Genomic DNA, 23,168 nt, shown 5'->3' with positions numbered 1-23,168 from the left:
CACGACGTCCGTGCCCGGCAGCGCCCCGGCAGCCGGCGGTGGTCAGCCGTCGAAGGCCCCGCCGCCGCTGCTCACTCCCTGCCGGGCGCCTCGGGACCGGTGACGTCCGGGCCGCTGACGCCGGGGCCCGTGAGGCCGGGCCCGCGCTTCCGGCCCGGGTCGTCGAGCAGTCCGAGCAGAAAGGGCAGCACCCCGCGCTCCAGCAGGGCCTGTTGCCAGGCTTCGTACGCCTCCGCGAGCGGGGTGCCGGCCCCGCCCGGCCCACCGGCCTCGGCCGCCGAGCGGTTGCGGGCCGCCGCGATCAGCATCCACAGCAGCCCGACCGAGGTCGCCGCCGCTGCCACACCCGCAGCCGTGAGACCGGCGTCGACCAGCTCGTCCGCGAAGCCGGACGGCAGGCCGACGGCCCGCAGCCCGAAGCCGAGGGCCAGGAAGAGGACGGCAGCGGTCGCCGACAGCGCCGGCACCAGCACACCGAGCGCCGGGAGCAGCCCGCTCGCGGCGGTGGTGGCCGGCACGGGCGGTGACGAAGGGCGGGACGCCGCCGCGGCGGCCCGCAGCTGGAGGTAATCGCGGTATTCCGGCACCGCGGTGGCGACGAGGGCGGCTCTCGCCTGAAGCGCCCGGGTGCGCAACTGCTCGGCATTGAGCGCTCCGTCCGTACGGCGCACCGCCTCCCTGATCTCCTCGGAGCGCAGCGCCCGGTCCAGGAGGTGTTCGAAGTCCGGCGCGTCCTGCGCCTGTAAGCGGTCTGCGTCGTGCATGCATGTCCCCCGGTGGGTACGCGGTTGAAGGCCACGGTGGCCGGCCTCTTCGGAGTGGGACGGCCACGCCGGCCACTGAGCGGGGCCGGCGCGGCGCCCGGACGCCCTGACGCACCTCATGATGGTTCCCTCATTGCGCAATCTTTAAATTGTTGCTCATGGGCGAATGCGCCCGACGGTCCTCACCGCACGGGATCCGGGCCGCTCTCCGTACGGGGATGCGGCGGCGGCTCGGGCGCGCGACGGGGTTGCGGGCCGGTGGTGAAGGTGGCGCTCGGCGGCGCGTCGTCGGAGGCCATCGCCTTCGCCTCGCTCTTGAGGATCCGCAGCGACTTGCCCAGCGCGCGTGCGGTGTCCGGCAGCCTCTTGGAGCCGAAGAGCAGGATCACCACCAGCGCCACGATCAGCAGGTGCCAGGGCTCCAGTCCGTTGCGCAACATCGCTGCCCGCCTTTCTCCTCGTCGAAATTCACGTCGTAGCCGTGAGCCATGGGGCGTGCCCGTGAGCCGCAAGCCGCGAGTCGCGAGCCGCAAGCAGCGGTCGGGGCCGGTCGCGGTCCGTGCGGGCCGGACTCCCTCATCACTTGCTACATTGCGCAACCGTACAACCTTCGACGGTCGTGCGCCGTCTTCCCCCACGAGAAGAACGCCCGGACAGAGGTGCAGACGTGACAGGCAGCCACACGGCACGCCGGGAACGCCGCGGTGACGGGTCTCCGGCCCGCGGGCGAGGGCAGGCGCAGCAGGGCGCGTACGGCCGCCGGCGGCAGCAACGTGCCTTCCCGGTCCCTGCGGTGCGGCCGTCAGCGGGGTGCTTCGGCGCCGCCTCCTCGCCGGACGCGGTGGACCACCTCGGAGTGCAGGGCGGCCAGCCCGCCGGGCGGCAGCGGGCTGGGGCTGCCGGTCAGGGTGTACCACTCCTCGGCGCCGGTGTACTGGACGGCGACGGCCGCGCGACCGTCGGGCAGGGTGCTGGTGGCGATCGTGAGGTCGCCGGTGACGACGCCGACCTCCTCGGTCATCGCGCCGCCGGGCCCGGCGGTCACGTCGTCCTTCAGCCGCTCGGGCCCGGGCGGGGTGTCGTGGCCGGTCATCCGGCGCAGGTGTCCAGCATCTCGGTCAGCTTCTCCTTCTCCGCCTTGGTGACCGACAGGGCGTAGGTGGCCTTGACCGAGGTCCAGGCCCGCCCGTACGTGCACCAGAACGTCTTGGCCGGCGGCTGCCACTCGTCGGGGCCCTGGTCGCCCTTCGACCGGTTGGAAGCGGCCGAGACGGCGAGCAGCTGCGGGTGGATGAGGTCGTTGGCGAACGCCTTCCGCCGGGCCGGGGCCCAGGAACGGGCCCCGGAGCGCCAGGCGTTGGCGAGCGGCACCATGTGGTCGATGTCGGCCGCGGAGGCGACGCTGAACTTCTTGCCGTCGTACGGACTGACCCATGAACCGGACACCGCGCGGCACTCCTTGTCCCGCCGTACGCCGGTGCCGTCCCGCTGCAGCACCCGTTCCCGCGTGTCGCAGTGCGCACCCTGCTCCGCCCAGTGCGGGAAGGCGGAGCGGCGGTAGCCGGTCATCGGGCCGTGCGGCGCCACCTTGAGGGCGGCCAGCTCACTGCGCGCCTTCCGCACGCTCGGTACGCCCGGCAGCGTCCCCGCCGCGCCGGCCTTGCCGCCTCCCGCGGCGGGCGAGGACGCCTCCGCACCCGGCACCGACGGCTTGTTGTCGTGCGAGCCGGTGTGCTTGCCGTCGGGCGTGCAGCCGGCCACTGCTATGACGGCGGCCACCGCCACGCACCGCCCCCACCAAGGCTGTTGAGCCCGCATCCTGGTCCCTCCTGTCACCTGCCGGCCTGTTCCGGCTCACGCGCCGCCGCCGGCTTGTGCCGGGCACGGCTGGGGGAACGCTATCGGAGCCCTTCCGGCGGGCGTCAGGGCCCGCGGCCCGGCGGGTACGTCCCCGGCGGCTGCCCGCGCACGCCGGCGCCCGGCCGGCCGGTGACGGTCGCGGCCGGGCGAAGGGAAGCCGGTCAGTCCTCGTAGTAGTTGTTGACGATCACCTCGGGCTCGTCGTCGTCGAACGCCTCGTTGAGCAGGGCCCCGCCGACCAGGCCGGCCGCGCCGGCACCGATGAGCGCGCCGGTGCCGAAGCGACGCCCCTGCTGCTGGCCCGGCTGCTGCTGGTGGTAGTCCTGCGGCACCGGCTGCGGGTACCCCTGCGGCACCGGCTGCGGATACCCCGCCTGGGGAGCGGTGTAGTACGGCGGCGGCGTGGTCTGGACCCGCTGGGCGCAGCCGCCGCACGCCTGGATCTGGCGCGGGACGCCCCACTGCGGGGACCACGTCACATACGCCGAGCCGGGGCCGTGCTGGGGGTCGAAGAAGCAGGTCATGGAGGAACTCCCGTCGGGTTGCTGGGGTGTGGGGGCGGATCCCGGGCCGGGGGACTCCCAGCCGGTGGTGGTGCCGGAGGATTCCCAGCCGGTGGTGGTGCCCGCCATCGGGACGGCGCCGGCCGGCCCGGGGGAGGGGGCGGGAACCGGCGGGGCGCCGGCCGCTGGGTCCGGGCGCAGGACGTCGACGCCGAAGTCCTGGGCGATCCCCGCCAGCCCGGAGGCGTAGCCCTGGCCGACGGCGCGGAACTTCCACTCGGCGCCGTGACGGTAGAGCTCGCCGAAGACCATGGCGGTTTCCGCGGCGGCGGCACCGCGCAGGTCGTAGCGGGCGATTTCGGTGCCGGTCTCCCGGTCGGCCACGCGGATGTGAGCGCTGCGGACCTGGCCGAAATTCTGCCGGCGCTGCTCGGCCTCGTAGAGGGAGACCGGGAAGACGATCTTCGCCACCTCGGCGGGGACCGCGGTGAGGTCGACCTGGATCTGCTCGTTGTCCCCGCCGCTGCCGCCAGCCGGGTCGCTCCCGGAGTGCCGCACCGAACCGTCCGGGCTGCGCAGGTTGTTGAAGAAGACGAAGTGCGCGTCGGAGAGGACCTTCCCGGTCCCGTCGCACAACAGCGCGCTGGCGTCCAGGTCGTAGCCGGGCCCTCCGGCGCCTCCCACCTGCCAGCCCAGCCCCACCGTCACGGCGGTCAGGCCGGGGGCCTGTTTGCTGAGCGACACATTGCCGCCCTTGGTCAGGGCCACACTCATCTGCTTCCTCCACAACTGTCCGGGCCTTCGGCGTCCTTCGGCTCAACGCAACGGAAATCCGCAGAGTTCCCGGCTTGCGCAATACCTGAAGTATGGGCCGGACCCCTTTGGGCCCTCAGGAAGTCATGAACGCCAATCAGGTGATCGTGCACGCCGAAGGCCGGGGTGGGATCACGACGTCACGGGCGTCGAGATCACTCCGTGCACCGCGAAGTGCCACTCCGTCGCTGTCCACGGCCTCCCGGACGACCGGACGCTCACGTCCGGCGGGCCGGGTGGCGCTTGTAGGTGGCGGAGAGGGCCAGGCCGTAGAGGGTGAGTACGGCCGCGAGGAGGGCGTAATACAGCGGCGGTGGGGCGGACATGTCCAGCGGTGGGCCGAGGGGGGAGAGCGGCAGCAGTATGCCGATCACGGCGAGGGCCGCGGCAGCGAGGTGGACCGGTCCGGGGGCGCGGCCTTCGGCGGCGTGCCGGCCGGTCCGCAGCAGCAGCATCACCATGGCCTGGGTCAGCAGGTTCTCGGTGAACCACCCCGCGTGGAACACGACCGGATCGCCGGCGTGCGCCGTCGTGTGCGAGGCGAAGGCGAGCACGCCGAAGGTGGCGATGTCGGCGGCGGCGTTGAGCAGCCCGAAGGCGGTGATGAAGCGGAGGAACGTACGCGGTCGCAGCACCGCGGGCTTGCGTTCCGCGGCGGGCCCGGGGCGGTCGAAGGCGAACGCGAGCTGGGCCGCGTCGAAGCAGAGGTTCTGCACCAGTACCTGCGCGGGCAGCATGGGCAGGAACGGCAGCAGCAGCCCGGCGGCGAGCATCGCGATGACGTTGCCGAGGTTGGACGACAGGGTGATGCGCAGATAGCCGGCGATGGTGCTGCTGCTCCTGCGGCCGGCGGTGATCGCCCGGTCGATCGCGGTGAGGTCCTTCTCGGCGAGCACCACGTCCGCGCCCTCGCGCGCCACCGTCACCGCCCCGCGCGGACAGATGCCGACATCGGCCGCGCGCAGCGCGGGCAGGTCGTTGACGCCGTCCCCGAGGAACCCGGTGATCCGGCCGCCGGCCCGCAGGGCGGTGACGATCCGGGCCTTGTCCTGGGCCGTGCAGCGCGCCACGACCGTGGCCCGGGCGACCGCTTCGGCGAGCGGCGGCCCGCTGAGGTCGCCGAGCCGGCCGGCGGTGAGCACCTCCCCGGGGTCGAGGCCGAGATCACGACAGGCGCGGGCGGCGGTTCCGGGGTGGTCGCCGGTGAGGATCTTCACCGCCACCCCGCGCCGGGCGAGGTCCTCCAGCGCGTCGGTGGCGGTGGGGGCGAGCGCGTCGCGGAGCGCGACGAAGCCGAGGAAGGTCAGCCCGCGCAGGTCCTTGTCGCTGTACGGGCCGGGGCGGCCCGGGCGTTCGGCGCGCGCGACGGCGAGCAGCCGCAGACCGCCGGCGGCCTCCTCGGCGGCGAGGCCGAGCAGCCGCTCGCGGCGCGCCGCGTCCAGTGCGGCGTCCGCGCCGTCGACGGCCACCGCCCCGCACCGGTCGAGAACGTCCTCGACCGCGCCCTTCACCACGAGCGTGTGCGTGCCGTGCCGGCCCGGCCGGCGGACGACGGCCGTGGCGAGCCGGTGCGACGGATCGAACGGCAGCGCGGCGATCCCGTCGTACGCAAAGGGGTCGGCGCCGTGTTCCCCGGCGGCGTCGAGGATCGCTTCGTCGAGGGTGTCGGGGACGGGCAGCTCGGCGAGTTCCACGGTCCAGAAGCTGTTGACCGCCGCCCACTCCAGCACGTCCGGGTCCTCGTCGCCGCGCGCGTCCAGGACGCGTTCCACGACCGGACGGTCCTGGGTGAGGGTGCCGGTCTTGTCCAGACACAGGACGTCGATCGCCCCGAGGTCGTGCAGCGCGGGCAGCCGTTTGACGATCACGCCACTGGTGCGGGCGAGCGCGGAGGCTCCCCGGGCGAGCGCCGCGGTCACGATCACCGGCAGCATCTCGGGCGTCAGCCCCACCGCCACGGCGACGGCGAACGGCAGGGTCTCCAGCCCCCGCCCGCGCAGCGCGGCATTGGCCATCAGCACCAGCGGCGGGGTGAGCAGCATGAAGCGGATCAGGGTCCAGGCGATGCCGTGGACCGAGCGGTCGAACGCGGTCTCACCGCGTCGCCGCGCCGGACCTCCGTAGGCGGCGGCGAACCGGGTGTCCGGGCCGGTGGCGATCACCAGCGCGGTGCCGCTCCCGGAGGCCACGCTGCTGCCCTGGAAGCACAGGTGCGGCGGCTCGGGCGGCTCCGCGCCCCCGCCGGCCGGTGCGTCGAGGGCGTCCTTCGGGACGGGGACGGACTCGCCGGTGAGCGCGGCCTGATGCACGGTCAGCCCGCTCGCGCGGAGCAGCCGCACATCGGCCGGGACCAGATCCCCGGGCCCCAGGCGCACCACGTCTCCGACGACGAGCTGGTCGACGGGGATCTCCCGTACCCGCGGCGGGGCGTCGTCCGCCGGCCGCCGCTGTACGGACGCCGTGGTGGGGACCAGTTCGCGCAGGGCGGCCATGGAGCGGCCGGCCTGGTGCTCGCCCCCCGACCGCAGGGCGCAGCTGACCACCACGAGCACCATGATCACGCAGGCGGTGCCCCAGGAGGCCACGGCCGCCGAAACGACCCCGAGGCACAGCAGGACGGCGGTGAACGGGTCCCGGAGGCTGCCCAGGAAACGCCGCGGCCAGGAGGGCGGCCGCCGGGCGGGGACCACGTTCTCGCCGTACCGCAGCAGGCGCTCCTCGGCCTGTTCCTCGGTCAGCCCGCGCGGGCCGCTGTCCAGCAGCCGCAGCACCTGCAGCGTGGTCAGCGCGGCCGGTTCCCCGGCGTCGGTGAACGGCGGCAGGCCGCGACCCGGCCGTACGCCCTGGGAGTGCGGGGGTCTACGGCCGGTCGTGGGGGCCGCGGTGGTCTCAGGCACCGACGTCCCGGAGGCGGACCGGTGCCGGCTGTCCGGAGCGGGCGGCCAGCTGGACGACCAGCAGCCGTACCACCGCCACCACATCGGGATCGTCGACGAGGTACACCACCCGGCGGCCCTCCCGCCGCGAGCGCACCAGGCCGGCGAGCTTCAGCTTCGACAGGTGCTGGCTCACCGCGGGCAGCGCCCCGCCGACCCGCTCCGCGAGCCCGCTCACATCGCTCTCCCCTTGCGCCAGCGCCCAGACGATGTGCAGCCGCGGGGGCGAGGCCAGCAGTCCGAACATCGCGGCCGCCTCGGTCAGCACCTCGGCGGACGGGTCCGCCGTGCCGCCCTGGTCCTCGACGCTCTTCACCACTGCGCTCTCCGTCCACCTGGGACGTGCCTCCCCGTCCCCGAACCGCCCAGTGTAGGTGCCGGCCCCCCGGCCCTCCGCAGCTTCCCGGCCACGCCCCCAGAGAGGCCCGCGCGATGGCTGCCGAGCCCGGTCATGCCGGTCCGCCCGCGCTCCTTTCGGGGCGCCCGCCTGCCACGCGCAGCCGCATCGCAGGAGCCGCACCCGGGTGCCGAGGCCGGTGCGGGGCGCGAGGCAGGCTCCTCCTGAGGTTGAACTCGTGATGCCGTGACCGGCCTGCCTGATGGTCAGGTCGGTATGGGCGACGAGACGACATCACGAGTGGGCGGCAGCCGGGCCTGAGGGGCCCGTGCCGCCCAGCGTGGCGGTCAAGGTCTCGTCGTCACTTGGTGAGGACGAGGCTGACGTTGTGTCCGCCGAACCCGAACGAGTTGGCCAGCGCAGCAGACCACTGACCGGTGCGCGGCTCACCGCGTACCACGTCCAGTTCCACGCGCGGGTCGAGGTCATCAAGGTTGCGCGTGGCCGGCACCGTGCCGTCCTTGAGCGCGAGGAGAGCGGTCATGGCGCCAACCGTTCCGGACGCGCCCATCATGTGACCTGTCATCGACTTGGTCGCCGTTATTGCAGCGTGGCTGCCGATCACCCGGCCGATCGCCTCGGCCTCCGCCAGGTCACCGGACTCCGTCGAGGTGGCGTGGGCGTGCACGACCCCGATGTCCGCCGGGGCCAGGCCGGCGTCGCGCAGCGCCAGTTCCATGGCGACGACCTGGCCTTCCGCGTCGGAGGCCGTGATGTGGTTCGCGCTCGAACTCACGGAACTGCCTGCCAGCGTGCCGTAGGCGCGTGCTCCACGGGCCCGGGCGAACTCGGCGCGTTCGAGGACCATCATCCCCGCGCCCTCGCCCATCACGAACCCGGACCGCTTGACGTCGAACGGGCGGGACACGGTCTCCGGGTCCACGGATTGTGTCGACAGGGCCTTCATCTGGGCGAATGCCGCGATGGTGAAGGGGTGCAGGCATGCCTCCACCCCACCGGCGACGACCACGTCCGCCCGCCCGCTGCGGATCAGATCCTGCCCCAGGGCGAGGGCTTCTGCTCCGGACGCACAGGCACTCACCGGAGTCCTGGCGCCTCCCTTCGCGCCCAGGTCCATGCTCACCCAAGCAGCTGGCCCGTTGGGCATCAGCATGGGTACCGCGAACGGTGACAGCCGGCGGATCCCGGCGCGTTCGAAGACGTCGTCCTGCCCCAGCGTGCTGAGGACCCCACCGGTCCCTGTGCCAATGACGACGGCGAATCGTTCCGGCTCGACCTGTGGAGCACCGGCGTCCTGCCAAGCTTCGCGCGCACTGAGGATGGCGACCTGCTCACCGCGGTCCAGCTTCCTGGCCTCGGCCCTCGGAAGCAGGGAGGCAGGGTCCACCGTGAGCCCGGCCGCGACGTGCACGGGCAGGTCCGCAGCCCACTCCTCCTCCAGGAAACGCACCCCCGACTTACCGTCCAGCAGCCCCGACCACGTCGACGGCGCATCGGCGCCCAGTGGCGTCATCGCACCGACGCCCGTCACCAGCGCATGACCGTTACGGGTCACACGAGCCTCCTTGAGTTGTTCAGATGCTACATAGTGGCTGACTTGCCCTCATGGGGATCATGTCAATGTTCGGAAGGGAAGTCAGGGTGAGGGGCGATCGATTCGAAGGCGCGAGATTGTATTGTTCCGACAATTGACGAGGTTGACTCGTGGGTGAGGTCGCAGACGTTGATGGGGGTCACCTGCCGGGCTTCACCGGGGCATGGGGGATCCACAAGGGGGTGCGTCGGGCACGTCCGCGGCTGGGCCGGGGGGGCCTGACATCCGACGGCCCGCGGGGCCAGTTGGCGGCCTCGGTCAGGACAGCGGGCAGTGGTTGATCAAGGTTGCGGCGTCGGTTGCCCTGGGGAGGGGCACGGTGTGGTCGGGGGGCGGCAGGTGACGGTGGTTCAGCCAGTTCTCCAGGGCCGTGAAGGCCGACCGGTGGCACGGGGTGAGGGGGCGCAGCCGGTCGGGGAACGTGTCGAAGAGCGCGTCGACGTGCGTGCCCCCTTCGATGCGGTAGTAGCGGTACAGGGCGTCCCGCCCGGCGTCGTGCACCATCCGCGCGTAGACGTCGGAATCCCGGCTGATGGGCAGCAGGACGTCCAGGGTGCCGTGCAGGGTGATCAGCGGCTTGCCGATGCGCCCGGTGAGGGCGATCTTCGAGACGGCGGCGCGGACCGGTTCCGGGCGGGCGGCGTAGTCGTAGTCGGCGTCGCACGCGGGGGTGCCCGAGGCGCAGAACGGGGTGCCGGCCTGCGTGGCGCCGTCGAAGCCGGGATCCAGTTCCTCGCGGTAGGTGCGCTGGGTGACGTCCCAGTAGTTCCGGTGGTGGAAGGGCCACAGGAACTCGGAGCCGGCCGGGAATCCCGCGGCGAGCAGCGCCGCGTGGGCCCGCCCGGCGTCCGCGCCGCCCTTCGCGTACGCGGGATAGGCGCGCAGCGCGGGCGGCAGGAAGGTGAGCAGGTTCGGGCCCTGCGGTCGCCACAGGGTGCCCTCCCAGTCCACGCCGCCGTCGTAGAGCTCGGGGTGGTTCTCCAGCTGCCACCGTACGAGGTAGCCGCCGTTGGACAGGCCGGTGACCAGGGTGCGGGCCGGTGGGCGCCGGTACCGCTGGGTGGCCACCGTGCGGGCGGCGCGGGTGAGTTGGGTGACCCGCTGGTTCCATTCCGCGAGGGCGTCACCGGGGGCCGCACCGTCGCGGTAGAAGTCCGTGCCGGTGTTGCCCTTGTCGGTGGCGGCGAACGCGTAGCCGCGGGCGAGCACCCAGTCACCGATCGCACGGTCGTTGGCGTACTGCCTGCGCGTCCCGGGAGAGCCGGAGATCACCAGGCCGCCGTTCCAGTGGTCGGGCAGACGGATGACGAACTGGGCGTCGTGCTGCCAGCCGTGGTGGGTGTTCGTGGCCGACGTATCGGGAAAGTAGCCGTCGATCTGGACGCCCGGCACGCCCCGGGGCGTCGGCAGGCCCGCCGGGGTCAGCCCGGCCCAGTCCGCCGGGTCGGTGTGCCCTGACGTGACGGTGCCCGCGGTGGTCAACTCGGCCAGACAGGCGAGCTGTTGACGGGCCGCGCCCGGTACGTGCAGCCGGGCCGCCGGGGCGCAGTGCGACGGCCGCGGGGAATGCTCCGGCGAGGCGTCGGCCGGGGGAGCGGTGAGGGCGAGGAGCGCCGCGGCCCCGAGGGCGGTGCCCAGGGCCGTCGGGCGCGGGCACGGCCGGCGGGAGCGCGCGGCCGGCCCGCCGGGTGGGGTGCCGAGGGGCATCCGGTACCTCCGTGGAAGGGGGGCGGGGCGGGAGCCGGCCGGTCAGCGTCCGGAGCGGGCGGACGGGCCGCCGAGGCCGAAGAAGTCGGTGATCCAGTAGCTGGAGCAGATCGACTGGATGAAGTGGGCGGTGCCGGTCCGGCCGCACTGCTCGGGCCCGGTCCCCGGATCGACCGGGGTGCCGTGGCCGATTCCCGGCACCTTGTTCACCTGCACGGTCACGCTCCCGTCCCCGGCCAGGTACTCCTCCCTGCGGGTGCGGTCCGGGCCGATGGTGGAGGTGCGGTCGGGTGTCTGGTCCAGCCCGTGCACCGCGGTCCACTGGTCCCGGAGCTCATCGGCGTTCCTCGGCGCAACGGTGGGGTCCTGGTCCCCGTGCCAGACGGCCACCCGCGGCCACGGGCCCGTATAGGAGGGGAAGGCGTCACGGACCCGCTTGGCCCAGTCCGCCGGGGTGCGGTCCACGCCGGGGCTCATGCAGGTGAACGGCCCGGTGTCCTTGGTGCAGTTGTAGGGGAGACCGGCGATGACCGCCCCTGCCTGGAACACCTCCGGATACGTGGCCAGCATCACCGAGGTCATCGCGCCGCCGGCCGAGAGTCCGGTGACGTAGGTGCGGGACGGGTCCCCACCGTAGGCGGAGTCGGCGTGCGCGACCATCTGCCGGATCGACGCGGCCTCGCCCTGGCCCCGCTGGTTGTCCAGGGGCTGGAACCAGTTGAAGCACCGGTTGAGGTTGTTCGCGGTGGTCGTCTCGGCGAACACCACCAGGAAGCCGTGCCGGTCGGCCAGTGTCGTCAGACCCGAGTTGTCGGCGTAGACCTGGGCGCTCTGGGTGCAGCCGTGCAGGGCCACCACGACCGCCGGCTGTGGGGCGAGATGGGCCGGCCGGTAGACGTACATGGTCAGATTGCCGGGATTCGAGCCGAAGTTGCCGACTCTCTCCAAGGCGACGCCCGCCTCGCGAACGGGCCGGCCCACCGCGGGAGTCGGGGCGAGCAGGGTGCTCACGGCGACGGCAACCGCGCAGGCGCCGGCGGACAGCCGCGCCCCGAGGCCACGGCGCCTCGGCCGCGTGGCCGGGCCGGACGGGGCGACCGGCTGCACCGGTGGGGTGGGCGGTGTCGGTGGTGGGGTGGGCAGTGGCACCGGGTGACCTCCCGAGGCGGCGGCACGGAACCGGTCGGCCCCGTGCGTGCGGCGGTGCGCGACGGCCGGGAGCGGCGGCGCACCACTGTGGTGCGGTCACCTTAGGAGGTCACCCCTCCGCCCAGACATGGCATCCGGCGCCACAACTGCCGTGTCTCCAGGTGCACTTCACCTGTTGCGCGGGCGATCGGGGGCTGCTACTGACCTTTGATCGCGCGGATGCTGCACCGGCACGGCTTCAGCCACCAGGTCCCGGCCCGCCGGGCCATCGAGCGTGACGAGCAGGCCGTGGCGGGCTGGGTGAAGGAGACCTGGCCGCAGGTGGAAGGTCCGTGGCGGCGCTCGACGCCTGGCTGTGTTTCGAAGACGAAGCCGGCTTCTCGATGACGCCGCCCACCGCCAAATCTGGGCCCGGCGCGGACACACACCCGTCAACCGGGTCCGGGGACGCTCTCAGCGCCGCTTCTCCATAGCCGCTCTGGCCTGCTACAAGCACGGTGAACACCCACGGCTGATCTACCGGCCCAAGCGGCATCTCGATCACAAACGCGGCGGCAGACGCAGTTTCACCTGGACCGAATACCGCGACCTGCTCATCGCCGCACACCAGCAGCTCGGCGCACCCATCGTGCTGGTGTGGGACAACCTGAACGTCCACAAGGACCGCCGATTACGGCAGTTCATCGACACCCGCGACTGGATCACCTGTTACTTCCTGCCGGCCTACGCCCCGGACCGCAACCCCGTCGAGGGCATCTGGTCCCTGCTGAGACGTAGCAGCCAGGTCAACACCGCCTTCACCGACCCCGGCCACCTCATCACGCCGACAACGTCAGTAACACTTTGGCAAGTTTCCTCTATATGCGGGTCCACGCTGCGTACAGCGCCAGGACCGCTTGCGATTCCCTGGATGCCGGACCTGTATCAGGCGGCCGAGGCGCGGTGGCGGGCCACGGCCATGCGCGACAGCGCCAGCGTGGCTGCGGTGATCCCGGGCCACAGCGCTCCCATGACGACGTGGAGGACACCGAGCGAGGCGATCTCCGCACGGCTGTAGAGGGCGGCCTGCGCAGCCAGACTCGCCAGGCACACCAGGCCGATGCACACCGTCATCCAACGATAGAAACGGTGCAGGGGCCGGTGCGACCGCCAGCGCGGTGGGCCGCCCACGACCCGGTTCGCCACCAGGCCGGCCAGGGGACGGCCTGCCAGCACCGACAGCAGGCAGGCCGCCGAGGATGCCGCGGGCAGCAGCATGGGCAGCAGGAAGAAGCCCCGTGCCTGCCCGGTACCGGCCGCCACGGCCGCGCAGGTCACCGCCAGCAGCGCGCCCACCGCCGCATGCTGGAGGTACCGGCGGGTCCCCAGAGCACACGCGAGGACCAGTACACCGGCCGCTGTGGCCGCCACGAGGGCGGTCCGCAGCCCGTCGGCACCGTAGGCCGCCACGAACGCCAGGGTCGGCGCCGCCGTAGCCGCGAGCCCGGCAAGGCGGGCTCTCATCGTGCCCCCGATCCGGTGTCCGGAGCGGCCTGCGCGTCGGCACGCTCCAGGGCACGGAGCGCGAGCAGGCCCCCGATGCCAGGGATGACGGCGCGCAGCGTGGCGCCGGTGCTGCGCCGCGGATCGCGCCCGGTGGCCAGGACGCCGAAAAGCCAGGCGACCCCGTGCACGGGCCCGAACAGCGCGGCGATCTCCCGGGCGTCCCCGGTGGCGATGTTGACCAACAACACGGCGAGGCTGACCAGTTCGATGGTTGCTGAGGCGCGCAGCGGCCTGCGTGCGAGCCGTGGCACGGGTACGGAGTCGGCGGTCATGGGTCACACTCCCGTGGTGGAGCCGGGGCGGAGAATCATCAGGACGGTGACCGTCGCCCAGAGCAGGTTGAAGGCGCCGGTCAGCATGGCCAGGCGCGCGGTCTGCGCGCGCTCGACGGCCGCCGTCCCGGCCGCGGACCCGGCCAGCTGGGCGAGGAGGCGTTCCTGGGCCGGCAGAACCAGCAGCGCCAGCACCAATGCGGCTGCACCCGTCAGCGCGATCGACATGATCAGCCAGGGGCTGCCCAGGACGTGCAGCCCGCTCGCGGTGGCGAAGCCGAGGACGGGAACGGCCAGGCCGAGGGCGGCGTAGACCCGGCAGACGCGGTGCAGCACCCGTACCGTGGCGAGTGCCTCGGGCTGGTCGGGCGTGCCGGCGGCACGGCGGGCCGCGGCGGGAAACATGCTGCCCGCCACGGTCACCGGGCCGACGGCGACGATCGCCGCGAGCACATGCAGGATGAGCAGGAGCTTGGTCACCGCGGCTGCTCCGCGCCGGCGGGGGACATCGGCTCAAACCCCTGGTCGCGCCAGACGACGCCGCGGCGCTCGTGGGCGAACAGCTGCTCCACCGCGAGCGCGACTTTCGGCCCGACCTCCCGTTCCAGCAGATACAGGCCCAGATCGAGGCCAGAGGTGACGCCGCCGGCGGTGACCAGGTCGCCGTCGTCGACGACCCGGCCCGGGGCGACGTGCACACCGCCCGCGGCCAGCAGGTCCAGACCCTGGTGATGGGTGGTGGCGTGGCGGCCGTGCACAAGCCCGGCCATCGACAGCACCAGCGACCCGCCGCAGACCGTGGCCACCGTGGTGCCCTCTGCGGCCAGCGCGTCGGCCAGCAATTTCGGGAGCTCCGTGGTCAGCGCGCGGCCGAGGATCACGGGAATCTGTTCCTCAGCAGAGTCGTCCGCGCCCTGCCCGGGGAGCCTGCCGGCCGCGCCCGGCACAACGACCAGGTCCGCGCGATCCGGGGCCAGAAGAGCGGCGGCCGTCAGCGCGACGCCGGGTATTCCGCTCGGCACCTGCCTGGCTCCTTCCGCACAGGCCAGTTCGACGGTCACCCGATCGGTGAAGGCCCGGGCGGCGCTGAAGACCTCGAACGGAGCGATGACATCCAACGGGTCGAAACCATCGAAGAGGACGAACTGTGCCAGCATCAGCGACTCTCATTTCCCTCGGTTCCTGACTGCCGCGCTCACGCTAGGCGGCACGACAGACGTCGACCATGGGCTTGAATGACACAACTCAACGAGTTCTCGCCACTTCGCTGACCAGGGCTTTCGTGACCCTGAACTTCTGGACCTGCACCGTGTGTTACGGCGGGAAGTGGGCGTAGCCTGCGTGGATGCACACCGTGGCGATTCTTGCGCTGGACCAGACGGTGGCCTTCGACATGGCCATCCCGGTCGAGGTGTTCGGACGCGTGCGCCTGCCGGACGGGCGTCGCCCCTACCGGGTGCGCGTCTGTGGAACCCGACCGGAGGTGCCGACCGAGACGTTCACCATCCGTGTGCCCTGGGGGCTGGACGGCCTCGCCGGTGCCGACACGATCATCGTGCCCGGCCGGGAGGAGCATGCGGGGCCGCCCCCGGCCGAGGCTCTCCAGGCACTGTGTGACGCCGCCGCCGACGGCGCGCGCATCGCCTCGATCTGCGGCGGCGCCTTCACCTTGGCCGCCACCGGCCTGCTGGACGGCCTGGCCGCGACCACTCACTGGATCGCCGCCGACCAACTCACCCGGCAGTACCCGAAAATCGAAGTGCGCCCGGACGTGCTCTACGTGGACAACGGCCAACTGCTCACCTCCGCCGGGGCCTCCGCCGGCATGGACCTGTGCTTGCACCTGGTCCGCCGCGACCTGGGCTCGGCCGTCGCGGCGGACGCGGCCCGACTGGCCGTCACCCCCCTGGAACGGGAGGGCGGCCAGGCCCAGTACATCGTCCACGAACCCCCGCCGCTGCCTCGCGGCTCACTTCTGGAACCGACACTGGCCTGGATCCAGGACCACCTCGGCGAGGATCTCACTCTGGAGGCCATGGCTGCCCGCTGCGCCATGAGCCCCCGCACCTTCAGCCGCCGCTTCCGCGAACAGACCGGCACGACCCCACTGCAGTGGCTGCTCCGCGCACGCGTCCGACACGCCCAGTACCTACTTGAGCACAGCGACCATCCCGTCGAACGTATCGCCGTGCAGGCCGGTTTTGGATCCGCGACCGCCTTCCGCGAACGGTTCAAGCGCGTCACCGGCACGACACCGCAGACCTACCGGGCCACCTTCCGCCGTCCTTGCTGAAACCCGGGTCACGCCCACTGGGGTGGTGCACCGACGGCCACTCGGTGCCTCGGTGGTGCCGACCACCCCGCGGGCCAGCACCCACGCGCCGACCATCATGGTGGCCGAGCGCACCGCGCAGGCGGGTCAGTCCGGTCCTCGTTACTGGCCCACCCTTCCGTCGATGCACTCGCGCAACAGGTCGGCGTGCCCGCAGTGGCGGGCGTACTCCTCGACCCTGTGCACCATCAGCTCCCGGACCGCGATCCTGTCCTTCCCCACGCGTTTGCCCAGGTCCGGGTGCTCGGCCAGCGCGGCGTCGGTCGCGGCCTGCTCACGCTCCAGATCGACGAACGCGGCGTCCACCACGGCCTGTTCGGCGACCGCGCCGTGGAAGTCCGCGTCGCGCGCGCCGTACAGCTTCGGCACCGGGTCACCCTCGCTGATCCAGCTGCGCCAGTCCCGTTCCACCTCGACGAGGTGTCGCACCAGGCCGAGCAGCGACATCGTCGACGGCGGAACCGAACGGCGCGCCAGTTGCTCCGCATCCAGGCCCTCGCACTTCATCCGCAGGGTGAGGCGGTAGCTCGTCAGGAAGTCCTGAAGCGTCGCCAGCTCGCCGTCGGGGCCGGGGCCTTCGCTGTCGCGGGGGTCGTCGGCAGGATCGGTCCACATGTCGGGGTAGACGGTTGCCTGGCTCCATCGCGCGGGTTGGTCATTCATGCGTGGCATGGTCGTCCGTGCCGGCCCGCGTCCGCTACCGAGTTTTCGGATCGAGGGGACGCCGTGGTGGTCTCAGGGCGGGGCGGCGCTCTCGGTGACCAGGCCCTTCAGCGGGCCGGGGCGGTACGGCGTCCGCTTCAGCTTCCGGATGCTGCCCGGGCGAGGGTGTCCGCCACCGTCGTGCAGGCCAGCCGGGCCACCGAGCGCAGCTCCGGATCCGGTGTGCCGGCACGGCTCAGTACGGCCAGCGACTGGTTGACGGCGACGATGTAGGTGGCCAGCTCGTCCAGCACCTGGGGGTCGGCGGGGGAGCCCGTCAGCGCCTCGCGTACCCGCCGGTGCTGGGCGTCGAGCAGGCCGCGCACCCGGGCGCTGTTCTCCTCCTTCAGCGTCGGCGACTGCGTGGCGGACTGGGCGATGAGGCACCCCGTGGGGACCTCCGGGTCGGCGATACGGGCCAGGGTGACGTCGAAGAACGCGTGCACCGCGCGAACCGGATCACCAGGGTGGGCGGCGAGTGCCTGCTCGTACCGGGTGCCGTAGAGCGCCGCGTAGCGGTCGAGGCACTGGCGGAACAGGGCGTCCTTGTTGCCGAAGGTGCCGTAGAGGGAGCCGCGGCCGAGGCCGGTGGCGGACCCCAGGGCGTCGAGCGAGGCGTCCGCGTACCCGCGCTGCCAGAACACCCGCATGGCCTGGTCGAGGGCCGCACCGACCTCGAACTGCTTCCGGCCCGACATGCCGCGCCACCTCCCGTTCGCCGACTCTCCTGTGACCCTACCCGCATCTTGGACCGATTGGTCAGCTATGTTTGAACGATCGATCCAAGATGGCTTGGCGTGGCGGTCCGGAGCCCGCATCCCCGTCGAGCCCGGCGAAAGGTGACCACCATGAGTTCCTCGCCCCTCCGTCTGCCCGCGCCCGAAGGCCCCGGCTCCGTCTCCCGGGTGCCACACCTCCCGGCCGGGTTCACCGACACCTTCACCAGCCGCTACGTCGACACCGGCGAGCTGCGTCTGCACGCCGTCACCGGCGGCGAAGGGCCCGCGCTGCTGCTCCTGGGCGGCTGGCCCCAGACGTGGTACGCCTGGCGCCTCCTGATGCCGGCGCTGGCCCGGGACTTCCGGGTCGTCGCGGTCGATCCGCGCGGTGTCGGGCTCTCCGACAAACCGTCGGACGGGTACGACACCGGCACGCTCGCCGGCGACATGGTGGCGCTGATGGACGCGCTCGGGCATCAGCGGTTCGCCATGGTCGGCCACGACGTCGGGATGTGGACCGGCTACGCCCTGGCCGCCGACCACCCGGACCGGCTCGACCGGCTGGCCGTCGCCGAGGCCGCCATCCCGGGACTGTCCCCCTCACCGCCGCTCTTCGGCGGACAGCAGGCCAACGACAGCCTCTGGCACTTCGCCTTCAACCGCCTCACCGACGTCAACGAGCAGTTGGTCAGGGGCCGCGAGCACCTCTACTTCGGCCACCAGTTCGCCACGAAAGCCGCGAAGGCCCTGCCCGACCACGCCGTCCAGCACTACGTCGACACCCTCGCCGCCGACCCGGCGGCGCTGCGCTGCAGTTTCGCCTTCTACCGCGCCCTCGACACGACCATCGCGCAGAACCAGCAGCGCGCCGGCCGGCCGCTCACCCTCCCCGTCCTGACGATCGCGGGAGCGGAGAACCTGGGCGACGCGGTCGGCGCGACGATGCGGCTCGCCGCGCAGGACGTGGCGAGCGTGGTCCTCCCGGACTGCGGCCACTACCCCGCCGAGGAGGCCCCGGACGCGGTGCTGTCCGCGCTGACCGCGTTCCTGGCTCCGTACCGGGACGGCCGGCAGGGCAGGGCCTGACGGCCGTCCGGGAGGTGCGGATCAGTAGTAGCGGCGCATGAGGGCGGTGGCCCAGTCGGGCTGGCTGGTGGCGCCGAGCGGGCCGAACTCCGCCATGTAGGGCTTGATGTCGAGCACGGGAGTGCCGTCGACCGCGTCGAGGCCCTGCACATGGACGTCGAGTCCGTCGGTGCGCAGCAGGCGACAGCGGGAGACGCCGAGCCGGTTGGGACGGTTCTTGCCGCGCTGGCCGAAGATCCCCACGAGCGGCCAGTCGGTGTTGCCGCGCGGATGACGCGCACCGGTCTCCATCTTCTCCACCGGCACCCGGTCGAAGTGGTAGACGACCTCCAGATGCGAGAAGTCGTTCAGTCCGGCCAGGGCGTCCGGCCCGAACTGCGCCGCGTCCAGCCGGATGACGGCGGACACCGGCCCCCAGTCGTCGTCCCGGACCTCGCTCCGCCCGCCGACCACCCGGCCGACCGGACGGAGAACCACCTCATCCGTGGTGTTCTCGGACATGCGCTGCGCCTTTCGTGACGGTGGACCCCTACGTACCCGCAGGCCGGGCGGCGGCACCGGAGAGCGGACACCGCTACCGGGGCGATCATGCCGGACCCCTCGCCGCCGGGGGCGAACTCCCGCCAAAAGGCCCGCCCCGCCACGGCCGTGCCCGGTCGGTCGCGCGGGCCTCGGCCGAGCGGCTCCGGTCGCCGATCGCAAGGTCAAATCGCCCTGACGGCTGCGGATTTCGTTGGTCGTCGGAGGGTTGTGGCGGTGTTTCCGTCAGTGCCACGCTGCACCACGTCGCGAAGGAGGCACCCATCAGTCAGCTCACCACGCGCCGTGCGCACGCGGCGGCCGCCCTCGGCCGGGGGCTGGGCGCGGTGCCCGCCCCGGGGCTGGTCATGGGAGGCGTGCTCGGCCTCCAGTGCGGGGCCGCGCTCGCCACCCGCCTCTACCCGGCCGTCGGTCCGGCCGGAGTGGTGACCCTGCGCCTGTGCCTCGCCGCCGTCATCCTGACCGTGCTGTGGCGGCCGGGGCTGCGCGGGGACCGGCCCACGCTCGGCATTGCGGCCACCGCCGGGACCCTGCTCGCCGTCCACCACCTCAGCTTTTACGAAGCGGTCGACCGCGTACCGCTGGGTGCCGCCACCACGATGGAGTTCCTCGGCCCGTTCGCCCTCGCACTGTTCGGCTCACGCCGGGCCGCCGATCTGCTGTGGGCGTGTCTGGCCGCCGCCGGCGTCGTGCTGCTCAGCCACTCCGGCATCCCGCTCGACGCCGTGGGGTTGGGCTTCGCCACCCTGGCGGGGTGTTGCTGGGGCGGCTACATCCTGGTCGGCGCGCGCCTCGCCGCACGCGTCCCCGACGGGCGGGGCCTGGCCCTCGCCGTCACCTGGGGAGCCCTGCTGAGCCTCCCGTACGGGATCGCGCGGGCGGGGGCCCGGCTGCTGGACCCCGGCACGCTCGCGCCGGCCGTCGTCGTCGCCGTCCTCTCCAGCGTGCTGCCCTACACCTGCCACCTCGAAGCCCTCCGCCGTCTGCCGCCCCGCGTCTTCGGCGTCCTGACCAGCCTCGAACCCGCCGTCGGCGCCCTCGTCGGCCTGCTCCTCCTCGGGCAGCACCTCGCCGCGCCGCAGTGGGCGGGAGTGCTCGCGGTGGCCCTCGCCGCCGTCGGCGCCGTCCGCACCCCGGGAGCCGGTTCGGAAGCGAACGGTGACGAGCGGTCGGCAGCGTAGGGAAGCCTGTGCGGGCCGCCGCCGGGCATGGCGGCCGTGCCGGGTGGACCGCCCTCCTGGGCTGGACTTTCGCACCACGTACCGCGTGTGCCGCCCGCTTCTCATCGGGCACAGCCGTCACGGCAGCACCGCCGGATTGCCCAGTCGGCGAACGGGCGTGGTAAGTGGCCACGTTGATGATGGCGGGAAGTCGTTGTCCCTGGCGCCGCGCGGCTTCCGGAAACAGTGGCCCGCCGTGTGTGAGGTTCCTACGACTTCGCTACCGCGAAGTAGGCCGCGGGGCGGGGGAGACCGGTGGGGTGCGACGTCGCGCACGTGGTAGGGCGCCAAGGGCGGCAGCTGACGCGCCGGCCGGTGACCGCCGGATGTGCGACGAGTTGTGGGCTCCTGTCATACGCCACCGCAATGGACGCAATGTCAGTGTGACAAGGGGGCGTGTTTTCCAGTCAATTCCGGTGAAGGTTCGACTGGCGGGAATGCGGACGATGACAATTCAGCAGTGCAAACCGCATGGCCGACTTGAAGGGGCGAGTGTGATCCGGGTCCTGGTGGTCCATGAGACGCGGCTGATGCGATCGGCGCTGGCCGCGCTTCTGCGTGACGAGGAGCAGATCGACGCGGTCGCGGCCTGCTGGCGGAGCGCCCATGGGAAAGCGCGTTCCTTCCGGCCCCAGGTGTGTGTGGTGGACGGCGATGTGGCGGGACCGATGCAGGACACCAGCCCTCCAGGCGGGCCCGACTGCGGCCTGCTCGTCCTGGCGAGCGCCTGCCGGCCCGGCACGCTCCGGCGGGCCGTCGCCGCCAAGGCCCGTGGATTCGTCGACAAGGACGCGCCGCCGGCCCGATTACGACACGCCATAAACCTGGTCGCGGCCGGTCAGCGCTACGTCGACCACACGCTGACCCTGGACTTCCTCCAGGCCGCCGATATGCCGCTCACGCCACGCGAGTTGAACGTGCTGCAACTCGCCGCGGGCGGGGCGTCCGTACCCGAGATAGCCCATGAACTGCATCTGAGCACGGGGACAGTGCGCAACTACATGGCGGCGATCAACCGTAAGACCGGCGCCCGCAACCGGGTCGACGCCATACGCATCTCGCAGGGTGCCGGCTGGGTCTAGGGTCTGTCTCAAACAGTGCCGAGTGCTCCGCCGGCAAGTGACGAAAGCGCGTCATGCGGGTGGCGAGGCGTCCATAAGGTGCTCACATGCCTACAGTTTCCGAACTGATCACCTACCCCATCAAGGGGTGCGCAGGGGTCCCGCTGGCGGAGGCCGGCCTCACTCCGGCAGGACTCCCGCACGACCGCAGCTTCATGGTCGTCAACAATCAGGGCGTGTACCGCACCCAGCGCAGAGATCCGCTGCTGGCGGTGATCCGGCCCGAGGTCAGCTCCGACGGCGGCCAACTCGCGTTGCATCACAGGGGCGTTGAATCCTTGCGCATCGAGGTGGACACCACCTCGTCCCGGAGGGACGTCGACCTCTTCGGCGCACCGTTCCGCGGCATCGACCAGGGCGAGGCGGCAGCCGGCTGGCTGTCCGAGGTACTCGGCACGGACTGCCGACTGGTGCGCGTACCGCCGGAGCACGACCGGGTGGCCGACGGCCGCATCCCGGGCACCTCGGGTTACGCCGACAGCAGCCCGCTGCACATCATTTCCCTGGCCACCTTCAACGACCTCAACGAGCGGCTGGCAGCAGCGGGGAAACCGCCGTTGCCGATGTCCCGGTTCCGGCCGAACATCGTGCTGGACGGGTGGCAGGAGCCGCTCACGGAGGACCGGGTGCACCGGGCCGAGGTGGGCGGCGCCGAGCTGGGGTTCGCCAAGCTCGCCATTCGCTGCGCCGTCACCATGGTCGACCAGGAGACCGGTGCCAAGGCCGGGCCGGAGCCACTGCGGACACTCGCCTCCTATCGACGGGTGCCCGAGGGCGGTGTGGCCTTCGGCTCGAAGTTCTCCGTCGTGCGGACCGGGAAGCTGACGGTGGGCGATGAGTTCACCGTCACGGAATGGGCGGCTGCCGGGCCCTGTTGACCGAGCCGAGCGTGCGCCGGGGCAGAGCGAAAGCGAGGCGGGCAGCAGCGAGGTCACTAGGATCCGCCCCATGGCAGAACTGATCGACAACGAGCCGAGCCGGTACCACGACCACGGCGGCCGACCCACCCGGGACCGGGTCATCGGTCGCATCGCCGACCATATTGCCGGCCGGCGGCCAGGGCACCCGTTGCGGGTTGCGGTGGACGGCATCACCGCCGCTGGAAAGACCACCCTCGCCCGCGCCCTCGCCACGGCGGTGGGCGAGCGGGGCCGAGCGGCGATCCACCTGTCCATGGACGGCTTCCACCACCCGCGCGCCCACCGTCACCGGCAAGGCCGCGACTCCGCGCTCGGTTACTACCAGGACGCCTACGACTTCCCCGCGTTCGCGCGGTCCGTCCTCGTCCCCCTCGGACCCGGCGGCGATCACCGCTACCGCAGCCGCATCATCGACCTGGCAAGCGACCAGGCGATCGACGAGCCGCCGGTCACCGCCCCCGCCGACGCGGTCCTGGTGGTCGACGGCAGCTTCCTGCAGCGGCACGAACTGGCCGGACTGTGGGACGAGGTCGTGTTCGCCGACACCAGCTTCCCCGTCGCCCGCCGCCGCGGCACCCGCCGCGACTCCCAGCTGTTCGGCAGCACCGCAGCGGCCGAGCACGCCTTCGACCATCGCTACCACGCCGCCTGCCGGCGCTACCTGGCCGAGGTCGACCCGGCCGCGCACGCGACGATCGTCGTCGGCAACGACGACCTCGATCACCCCGTGCTGCGCCGGATCGACGGCGAGCACACCGGCACGGGCCACCCCACCCGCACGACGTGACCTCGGTGAGGGTGCGACGGCCCGCAGCCAAGAGCACCTTCAGGACGATGAGCCCTCGATGAAGTCGTGCAGGTCCTGGTTGAGTTGCTCGGTGTGGGTGAGGAAGATGCCGTGTCCCGCTCCGGGGTATTCCTTGTAGACGTTGTCGGGTACGAGTTGTGCCAGGCGGCGTCCGGTGAGGTGGAGGGGGGCGGAGGCGTCGGCGTCGCCGTGGAGGATCAGTGTCGGCACCTGGAGGGC

General features: G+C 72.4%; 23 protein-coding genes and 2 pseudogenes. 7 read left to right on the top strand and 18 right to left on the bottom strand.

Annotation, left to right across the window (positions count from 1 at the left end; genetic code table 11):
* Positions 1–71: 71 nt before the first annotated feature.
* The 10 genes and pseudogenes from OO62_RS04270 to OO62_RS04225 all read right to left on the bottom strand — a co-directional run.
* Positions 72–764, bottom strand: a complete 693-nt coding sequence (locus OO62_RS04270; protein ID WP_051732663.1) for a hypothetical protein — start codon at positions 762–764, stop codon at positions 72–74.
* A 182-nt stretch (positions 765–946) separates the two neighbouring features.
* On the bottom strand, positions 947–1,204 hold the full coding sequence (gene tatA, locus OO62_RS04265) for a Sec-independent protein translocase subunit TatA (protein ID WP_051732661.1): 258 nt from the start codon (positions 1,202–1,204) through the stop codon (positions 947–949).
* Positions 1,205–1,566: 362 nt separating this feature from the next.
* Complete coding sequence (locus tag OO62_RS04260) at positions 1,567–1,857, bottom strand: hypothetical protein (RefSeq protein ID WP_033265830.1); 291 nt, start codon at positions 1,855–1,857, stop codon at positions 1,567–1,569.
* A complete protein-coding gene (locus tag OO62_RS04255) occupies positions 1,854–2,582 on the bottom strand; it encodes an HNH endonuclease family protein (RefSeq protein WP_106974807.1) in 729 nt (242 codons plus the stop codon). The genes OO62_RS04260 and OO62_RS04255 overlap by 4 nt, the downstream gene beginning before the upstream one ends.
* Before the next feature lie 203 nt (positions 2,583–2,785).
* On the bottom strand, positions 2,786–3,901 hold the full coding sequence (locus OO62_RS41265; protein ID WP_033265829.1) for a TerD family protein: 1,116 nt from the start codon (positions 3,899–3,901) through the stop codon (positions 2,786–2,788).
* Between the two features lie 257 nt (positions 3,902–4,158).
* The gene (gene mgtA / locus OO62_RS04245) at positions 4,159–6,921 is read right to left on the bottom strand and encodes a magnesium-translocating P-type ATPase (protein ID WP_078617009.1); all 2,763 of its coding nucleotides are present in this window, start codon (positions 6,919–6,921) and stop codon (positions 4,159–4,161) included.
* Entirely contained in the window at positions 6,830–7,123 is a 294-nt protein-coding gene (locus OO62_RS04240; protein ID WP_078617022.1) for an ArsR/SmtB family transcription factor, read from the bottom strand. Before OO62_RS04240 ends, mgtA begins: the two co-directional genes overlap by 92 nt.
* A 451-nt stretch (positions 7,124–7,574) precedes the next feature.
* The gene (locus OO62_RS04235; RefSeq protein WP_033265826.1) at positions 7,575–8,789 is read right to left on the bottom strand and encodes a beta-ketoacyl-[acyl-carrier-protein] synthase family protein; all 1,215 of its coding nucleotides are present in this window, start codon (positions 8,787–8,789) and stop codon (positions 7,575–7,577) included.
* Positions 8,790–9,086: 297 nt separating this feature from the next.
* A complete protein-coding gene (locus OO62_RS04230) occupies positions 9,087–10,535 on the bottom strand; it encodes a 3-hydroxybutyrate oligomer hydrolase family protein (RefSeq protein WP_033265825.1) in 1,449 nt (482 codons plus the stop codon).
* Between the two features lie 66 nt (positions 10,536–10,601).
* Positions 10,602–11,678: pseudogene (locus tag OO62_RS04225) on the bottom strand (extracellular catalytic domain type 1 short-chain-length polyhydroxyalkanoate depolymerase); the annotation flags it as partial.
* 216 nt (positions 11,679–11,894) lie between these two features.
* Here OO62_RS04225 and OO62_RS37605 point away from each other — a divergent pair.
* Positions 11,895–12,504, top strand: a pseudogene (locus OO62_RS37605) (transposase); the annotation flags it as partial.
* Between the two features lie 104 nt (positions 12,505–12,608).
* Here OO62_RS37605 and OO62_RS04220 read toward each other — a convergent pair.
* From OO62_RS04220 to OO62_RS04205, 4 genes are read right to left on the bottom strand one after another with little or no spacing between them, the layout of a single operon-like run.
* Entirely contained in the window at positions 12,609–13,187 is a 579-nt protein-coding gene (locus OO62_RS04220) for a DUF3159 domain-containing protein (RefSeq protein ID WP_033265824.1), read from the bottom strand.
* Positions 13,184–13,501, bottom strand: a complete 318-nt coding sequence (locus tag OO62_RS04215) for a hypothetical protein (RefSeq protein ID WP_051732659.1) — start codon at positions 13,499–13,501, stop codon at positions 13,184–13,186. The genes OO62_RS04220 and OO62_RS04215 overlap by 4 nt, the downstream gene beginning before the upstream one ends.
* A 3-nt stretch (positions 13,502–13,504) precedes the next feature.
* Positions 13,505–13,981 carry a DUF2269 family protein gene (locus OO62_RS04210; RefSeq protein WP_033265823.1) on the bottom strand — a complete coding sequence of 159 codons (477 nt, stop codon included), beginning with the start codon at positions 13,979–13,981 and terminating at the stop codon, positions 13,505–13,507.
* Positions 13,978–14,658 carry a DJ-1/PfpI family protein gene (locus OO62_RS04205; RefSeq protein WP_033265822.1) on the bottom strand — a complete coding sequence of 227 codons (681 nt, stop codon included), beginning with the start codon at positions 14,656–14,658 and terminating at the stop codon, positions 13,978–13,980. Before OO62_RS04205 ends, OO62_RS04210 begins: the two co-directional genes overlap by 4 nt.
* A gap of 188 nt (positions 14,659–14,846) precedes the next feature.
* Between OO62_RS04205 and OO62_RS04200 the strand changes: the two genes are divergently transcribed.
* Positions 14,847–15,794, top strand: coding sequence for a GlxA family transcriptional regulator (locus tag OO62_RS04200; protein ID WP_033265821.1), 948 nt, complete (start codon positions 14,847–14,849; stop codon positions 15,792–15,794).
* 141 nt (positions 15,795–15,935) lie between these two features.
* Here OO62_RS04200 and OO62_RS04195 read toward each other — a convergent pair whose 3' ends face one another.
* Both OO62_RS04195 and OO62_RS04190 read right to left on the bottom strand, forming a co-directional pair.
* Positions 15,936–16,496, bottom strand: a complete 561-nt coding sequence (locus tag OO62_RS04195; protein WP_078617008.1) for a DinB family protein — start codon at positions 16,494–16,496, stop codon at positions 15,936–15,938.
* A 137-nt stretch (positions 16,497–16,633) separates the two neighbouring features.
* On the bottom strand, positions 16,634–17,233 hold the full coding sequence (locus OO62_RS04190; protein ID WP_033265819.1) for a TetR/AcrR family transcriptional regulator: 600 nt from the start codon (positions 17,231–17,233) through the stop codon (positions 16,634–16,636).
* Between the two features lie 150 nt (positions 17,234–17,383).
* On the opposite strand from OO62_RS04190, the gene OO62_RS04185 reads away from it, so the two are divergent.
* The gene (locus OO62_RS04185; protein WP_033265818.1) at positions 17,384–18,340 is read left to right on the top strand and encodes an alpha/beta fold hydrolase; all 957 of its coding nucleotides are present in this window, start codon (positions 17,384–17,386) and stop codon (positions 18,338–18,340) included.
* A 21-nt stretch (positions 18,341–18,361) separates the two neighbouring features.
* On the opposite strand, the gene OO62_RS04180 is transcribed toward OO62_RS04185, so the two are convergent.
* Positions 18,362–18,841 (bottom strand): SAM-dependent methyltransferase, encoded by a 480-nt coding sequence (locus OO62_RS04180; RefSeq protein ID WP_033265817.1) that lies wholly within the window; start codon positions 18,839–18,841, stop codon positions 18,362–18,364.
* Positions 18,842–19,227: 386 nt separating this feature from the next.
* Between OO62_RS04180 and OO62_RS04175 the strand changes: the two genes are divergently transcribed.
* The 4 genes from OO62_RS04175 (at position 19,228) to OO62_RS04160 (ending at position 22,928) form a co-directional block, all read left to right on the top strand.
* Complete coding sequence (locus OO62_RS04175) at positions 19,228–20,061, top strand: EamA family transporter (RefSeq protein ID WP_078617007.1); 834 nt, start codon at positions 19,228–19,230, stop codon at positions 20,059–20,061.
* 533 nt (positions 20,062–20,594) lie between these two features.
* Positions 20,595–21,182, top strand: coding sequence for a response regulator transcription factor (locus OO62_RS04170; RefSeq protein WP_272868185.1), 588 nt, complete (start codon positions 20,595–20,597; stop codon positions 21,180–21,182).
* Between the two features lie 86 nt (positions 21,183–21,268).
* Positions 21,269–22,099 carry an MOSC domain-containing protein gene (locus tag OO62_RS04165; protein WP_033265816.1) on the top strand — a complete coding sequence of 277 codons (831 nt, stop codon included), beginning with the start codon at positions 21,269–21,271 and terminating at the stop codon, positions 22,097–22,099.
* A gap of 70 nt (positions 22,100–22,169) precedes the next feature.
* Positions 22,170–22,928: a nucleoside/nucleotide kinase family protein gene (locus OO62_RS04160; RefSeq protein WP_051732657.1), complete on the top strand. Its 759-nt coding sequence runs from the start codon at positions 22,170–22,172 to the stop codon at positions 22,926–22,928.
* Between the two features lie 39 nt (positions 22,929–22,967).
* Here the strand turns inward: OO62_RS04160 and OO62_RS04155 are convergent.
* The coding region (locus tag OO62_RS04155; protein WP_033265815.1) for an alpha/beta fold hydrolase at positions 22,968–23,168 on the bottom strand (201 nt) is incomplete at its 5' end.

The organism is Streptomyces lydicus (assembly GCF_000717345.1).
Lineage (GTDB): Bacteria > Actinomycetota > Actinomycetes > Streptomycetales > Streptomycetaceae > Streptomyces > Streptomyces lydicus.
Note: the sequence above shows the minus strand (reverse complement) of the source record. Positions and strands in the feature narration are given on the sequence as shown.

Coding starts and splice junctions, on each gene's coding strand:
- OO62_RS41265 (WP_033265829.1), bottom strand. CDS start 3,901: ATGAGTGTGGCCCTGACCAAGGGCGGCAATGTGTCGCTCAGCAAACAG.
- OO62_RS04240 (WP_078617022.1), bottom strand. CDS start 7,123: ATGTTCGGACTGCTGGCCTCGCCCCCGCGGCTGCACATCGTCTGGGCG.
- OO62_RS04270 (WP_051732663.1), bottom strand. CDS start 764: ATGCACGACGCAGACCGCTTACAGGCGCAGGACGCGCCGGACTTCGAA.
- OO62_RS04200 (WP_033265821.1), top strand. CDS start 14,847: ATGCACACCGTGGCGATTCTTGCGCTGGACCAGACGGTGGCCTTCGAC.
- mgtA (WP_078617009.1), bottom strand. CDS start 6,921: ATGTGGTGGCGGTGGTACGGCTGCTGGTCGTCCAGCTGGCCGCCCGCT.
- tatA (WP_051732661.1), bottom strand. CDS start 1,204: ATGTTGCGCAACGGACTGGAGCCCTGGCACCTGCTGATCGTGGCGCTG.
- OO62_RS04255 (WP_106974807.1), bottom strand. CDS start 2,582: ATGCGGGCTCAACAGCCTTGGTGGGGGCGGTGCGTGGCGGTGGCCGCC.
- OO62_RS04185 (WP_033265818.1), top strand. CDS start 17,384: ATGAGTTCCTCGCCCCTCCGTCTGCCCGCGCCCGAAGGCCCCGGCTCC.
- OO62_RS04160 (WP_051732657.1), top strand. CDS start 22,170: ATGGCAGAACTGATCGACAACGAGCCGAGCCGGTACCACGACCACGGC.
- OO62_RS04180 (WP_033265817.1), bottom strand. CDS start 18,841: ATGTCCGAGAACACCACGGATGAGGTGGTTCTCCGTCCGGTCGGCCGG.
- OO62_RS04215 (WP_051732659.1), bottom strand. CDS start 13,501: ATGACCGCCGACTCCGTACCCGTGCCACGGCTCGCACGCAGGCCGCTG.
- OO62_RS04175 (WP_078617007.1), top strand. CDS start 19,228: ATGGGAGGCGTGCTCGGCCTCCAGTGCGGGGCCGCGCTCGCCACCCGC.
- OO62_RS04260 (WP_033265830.1), bottom strand. CDS start 1,857: ATGACCGGCCACGACACCCCGCCCGGGCCCGAGCGGCTGAAGGACGAC.
- OO62_RS04230 (WP_033265825.1), bottom strand. CDS start 10,535: ATGCCCCTCGGCACCCCACCCGGCGGGCCGGCCGCGCGCTCCCGCCGG.
- OO62_RS04165 (WP_033265816.1), top strand. CDS start 21,269: ATGCCTACAGTTTCCGAACTGATCACCTACCCCATCAAGGGGTGCGCA.
- OO62_RS04190 (WP_033265819.1), bottom strand. CDS start 17,233: ATGTCGGGCCGGAAGCAGTTCGAGGTCGGTGCGGCCCTCGACCAGGCC.
- OO62_RS04205 (WP_033265822.1), bottom strand. CDS start 14,658: ATGCTGGCACAGTTCGTCCTCTTCGATGGTTTCGACCCGTTGGATGTC.
- OO62_RS04195 (WP_078617008.1), bottom strand. CDS start 16,496: ATGAATGACCAACCCGCGCGATGGAGCCAGGCAACCGTCTACCCCGAC.
- OO62_RS04220 (WP_033265824.1), bottom strand. CDS start 13,187: ATGAGAGCCCGCCTTGCCGGGCTCGCGGCTACGGCGGCGCCGACCCTG.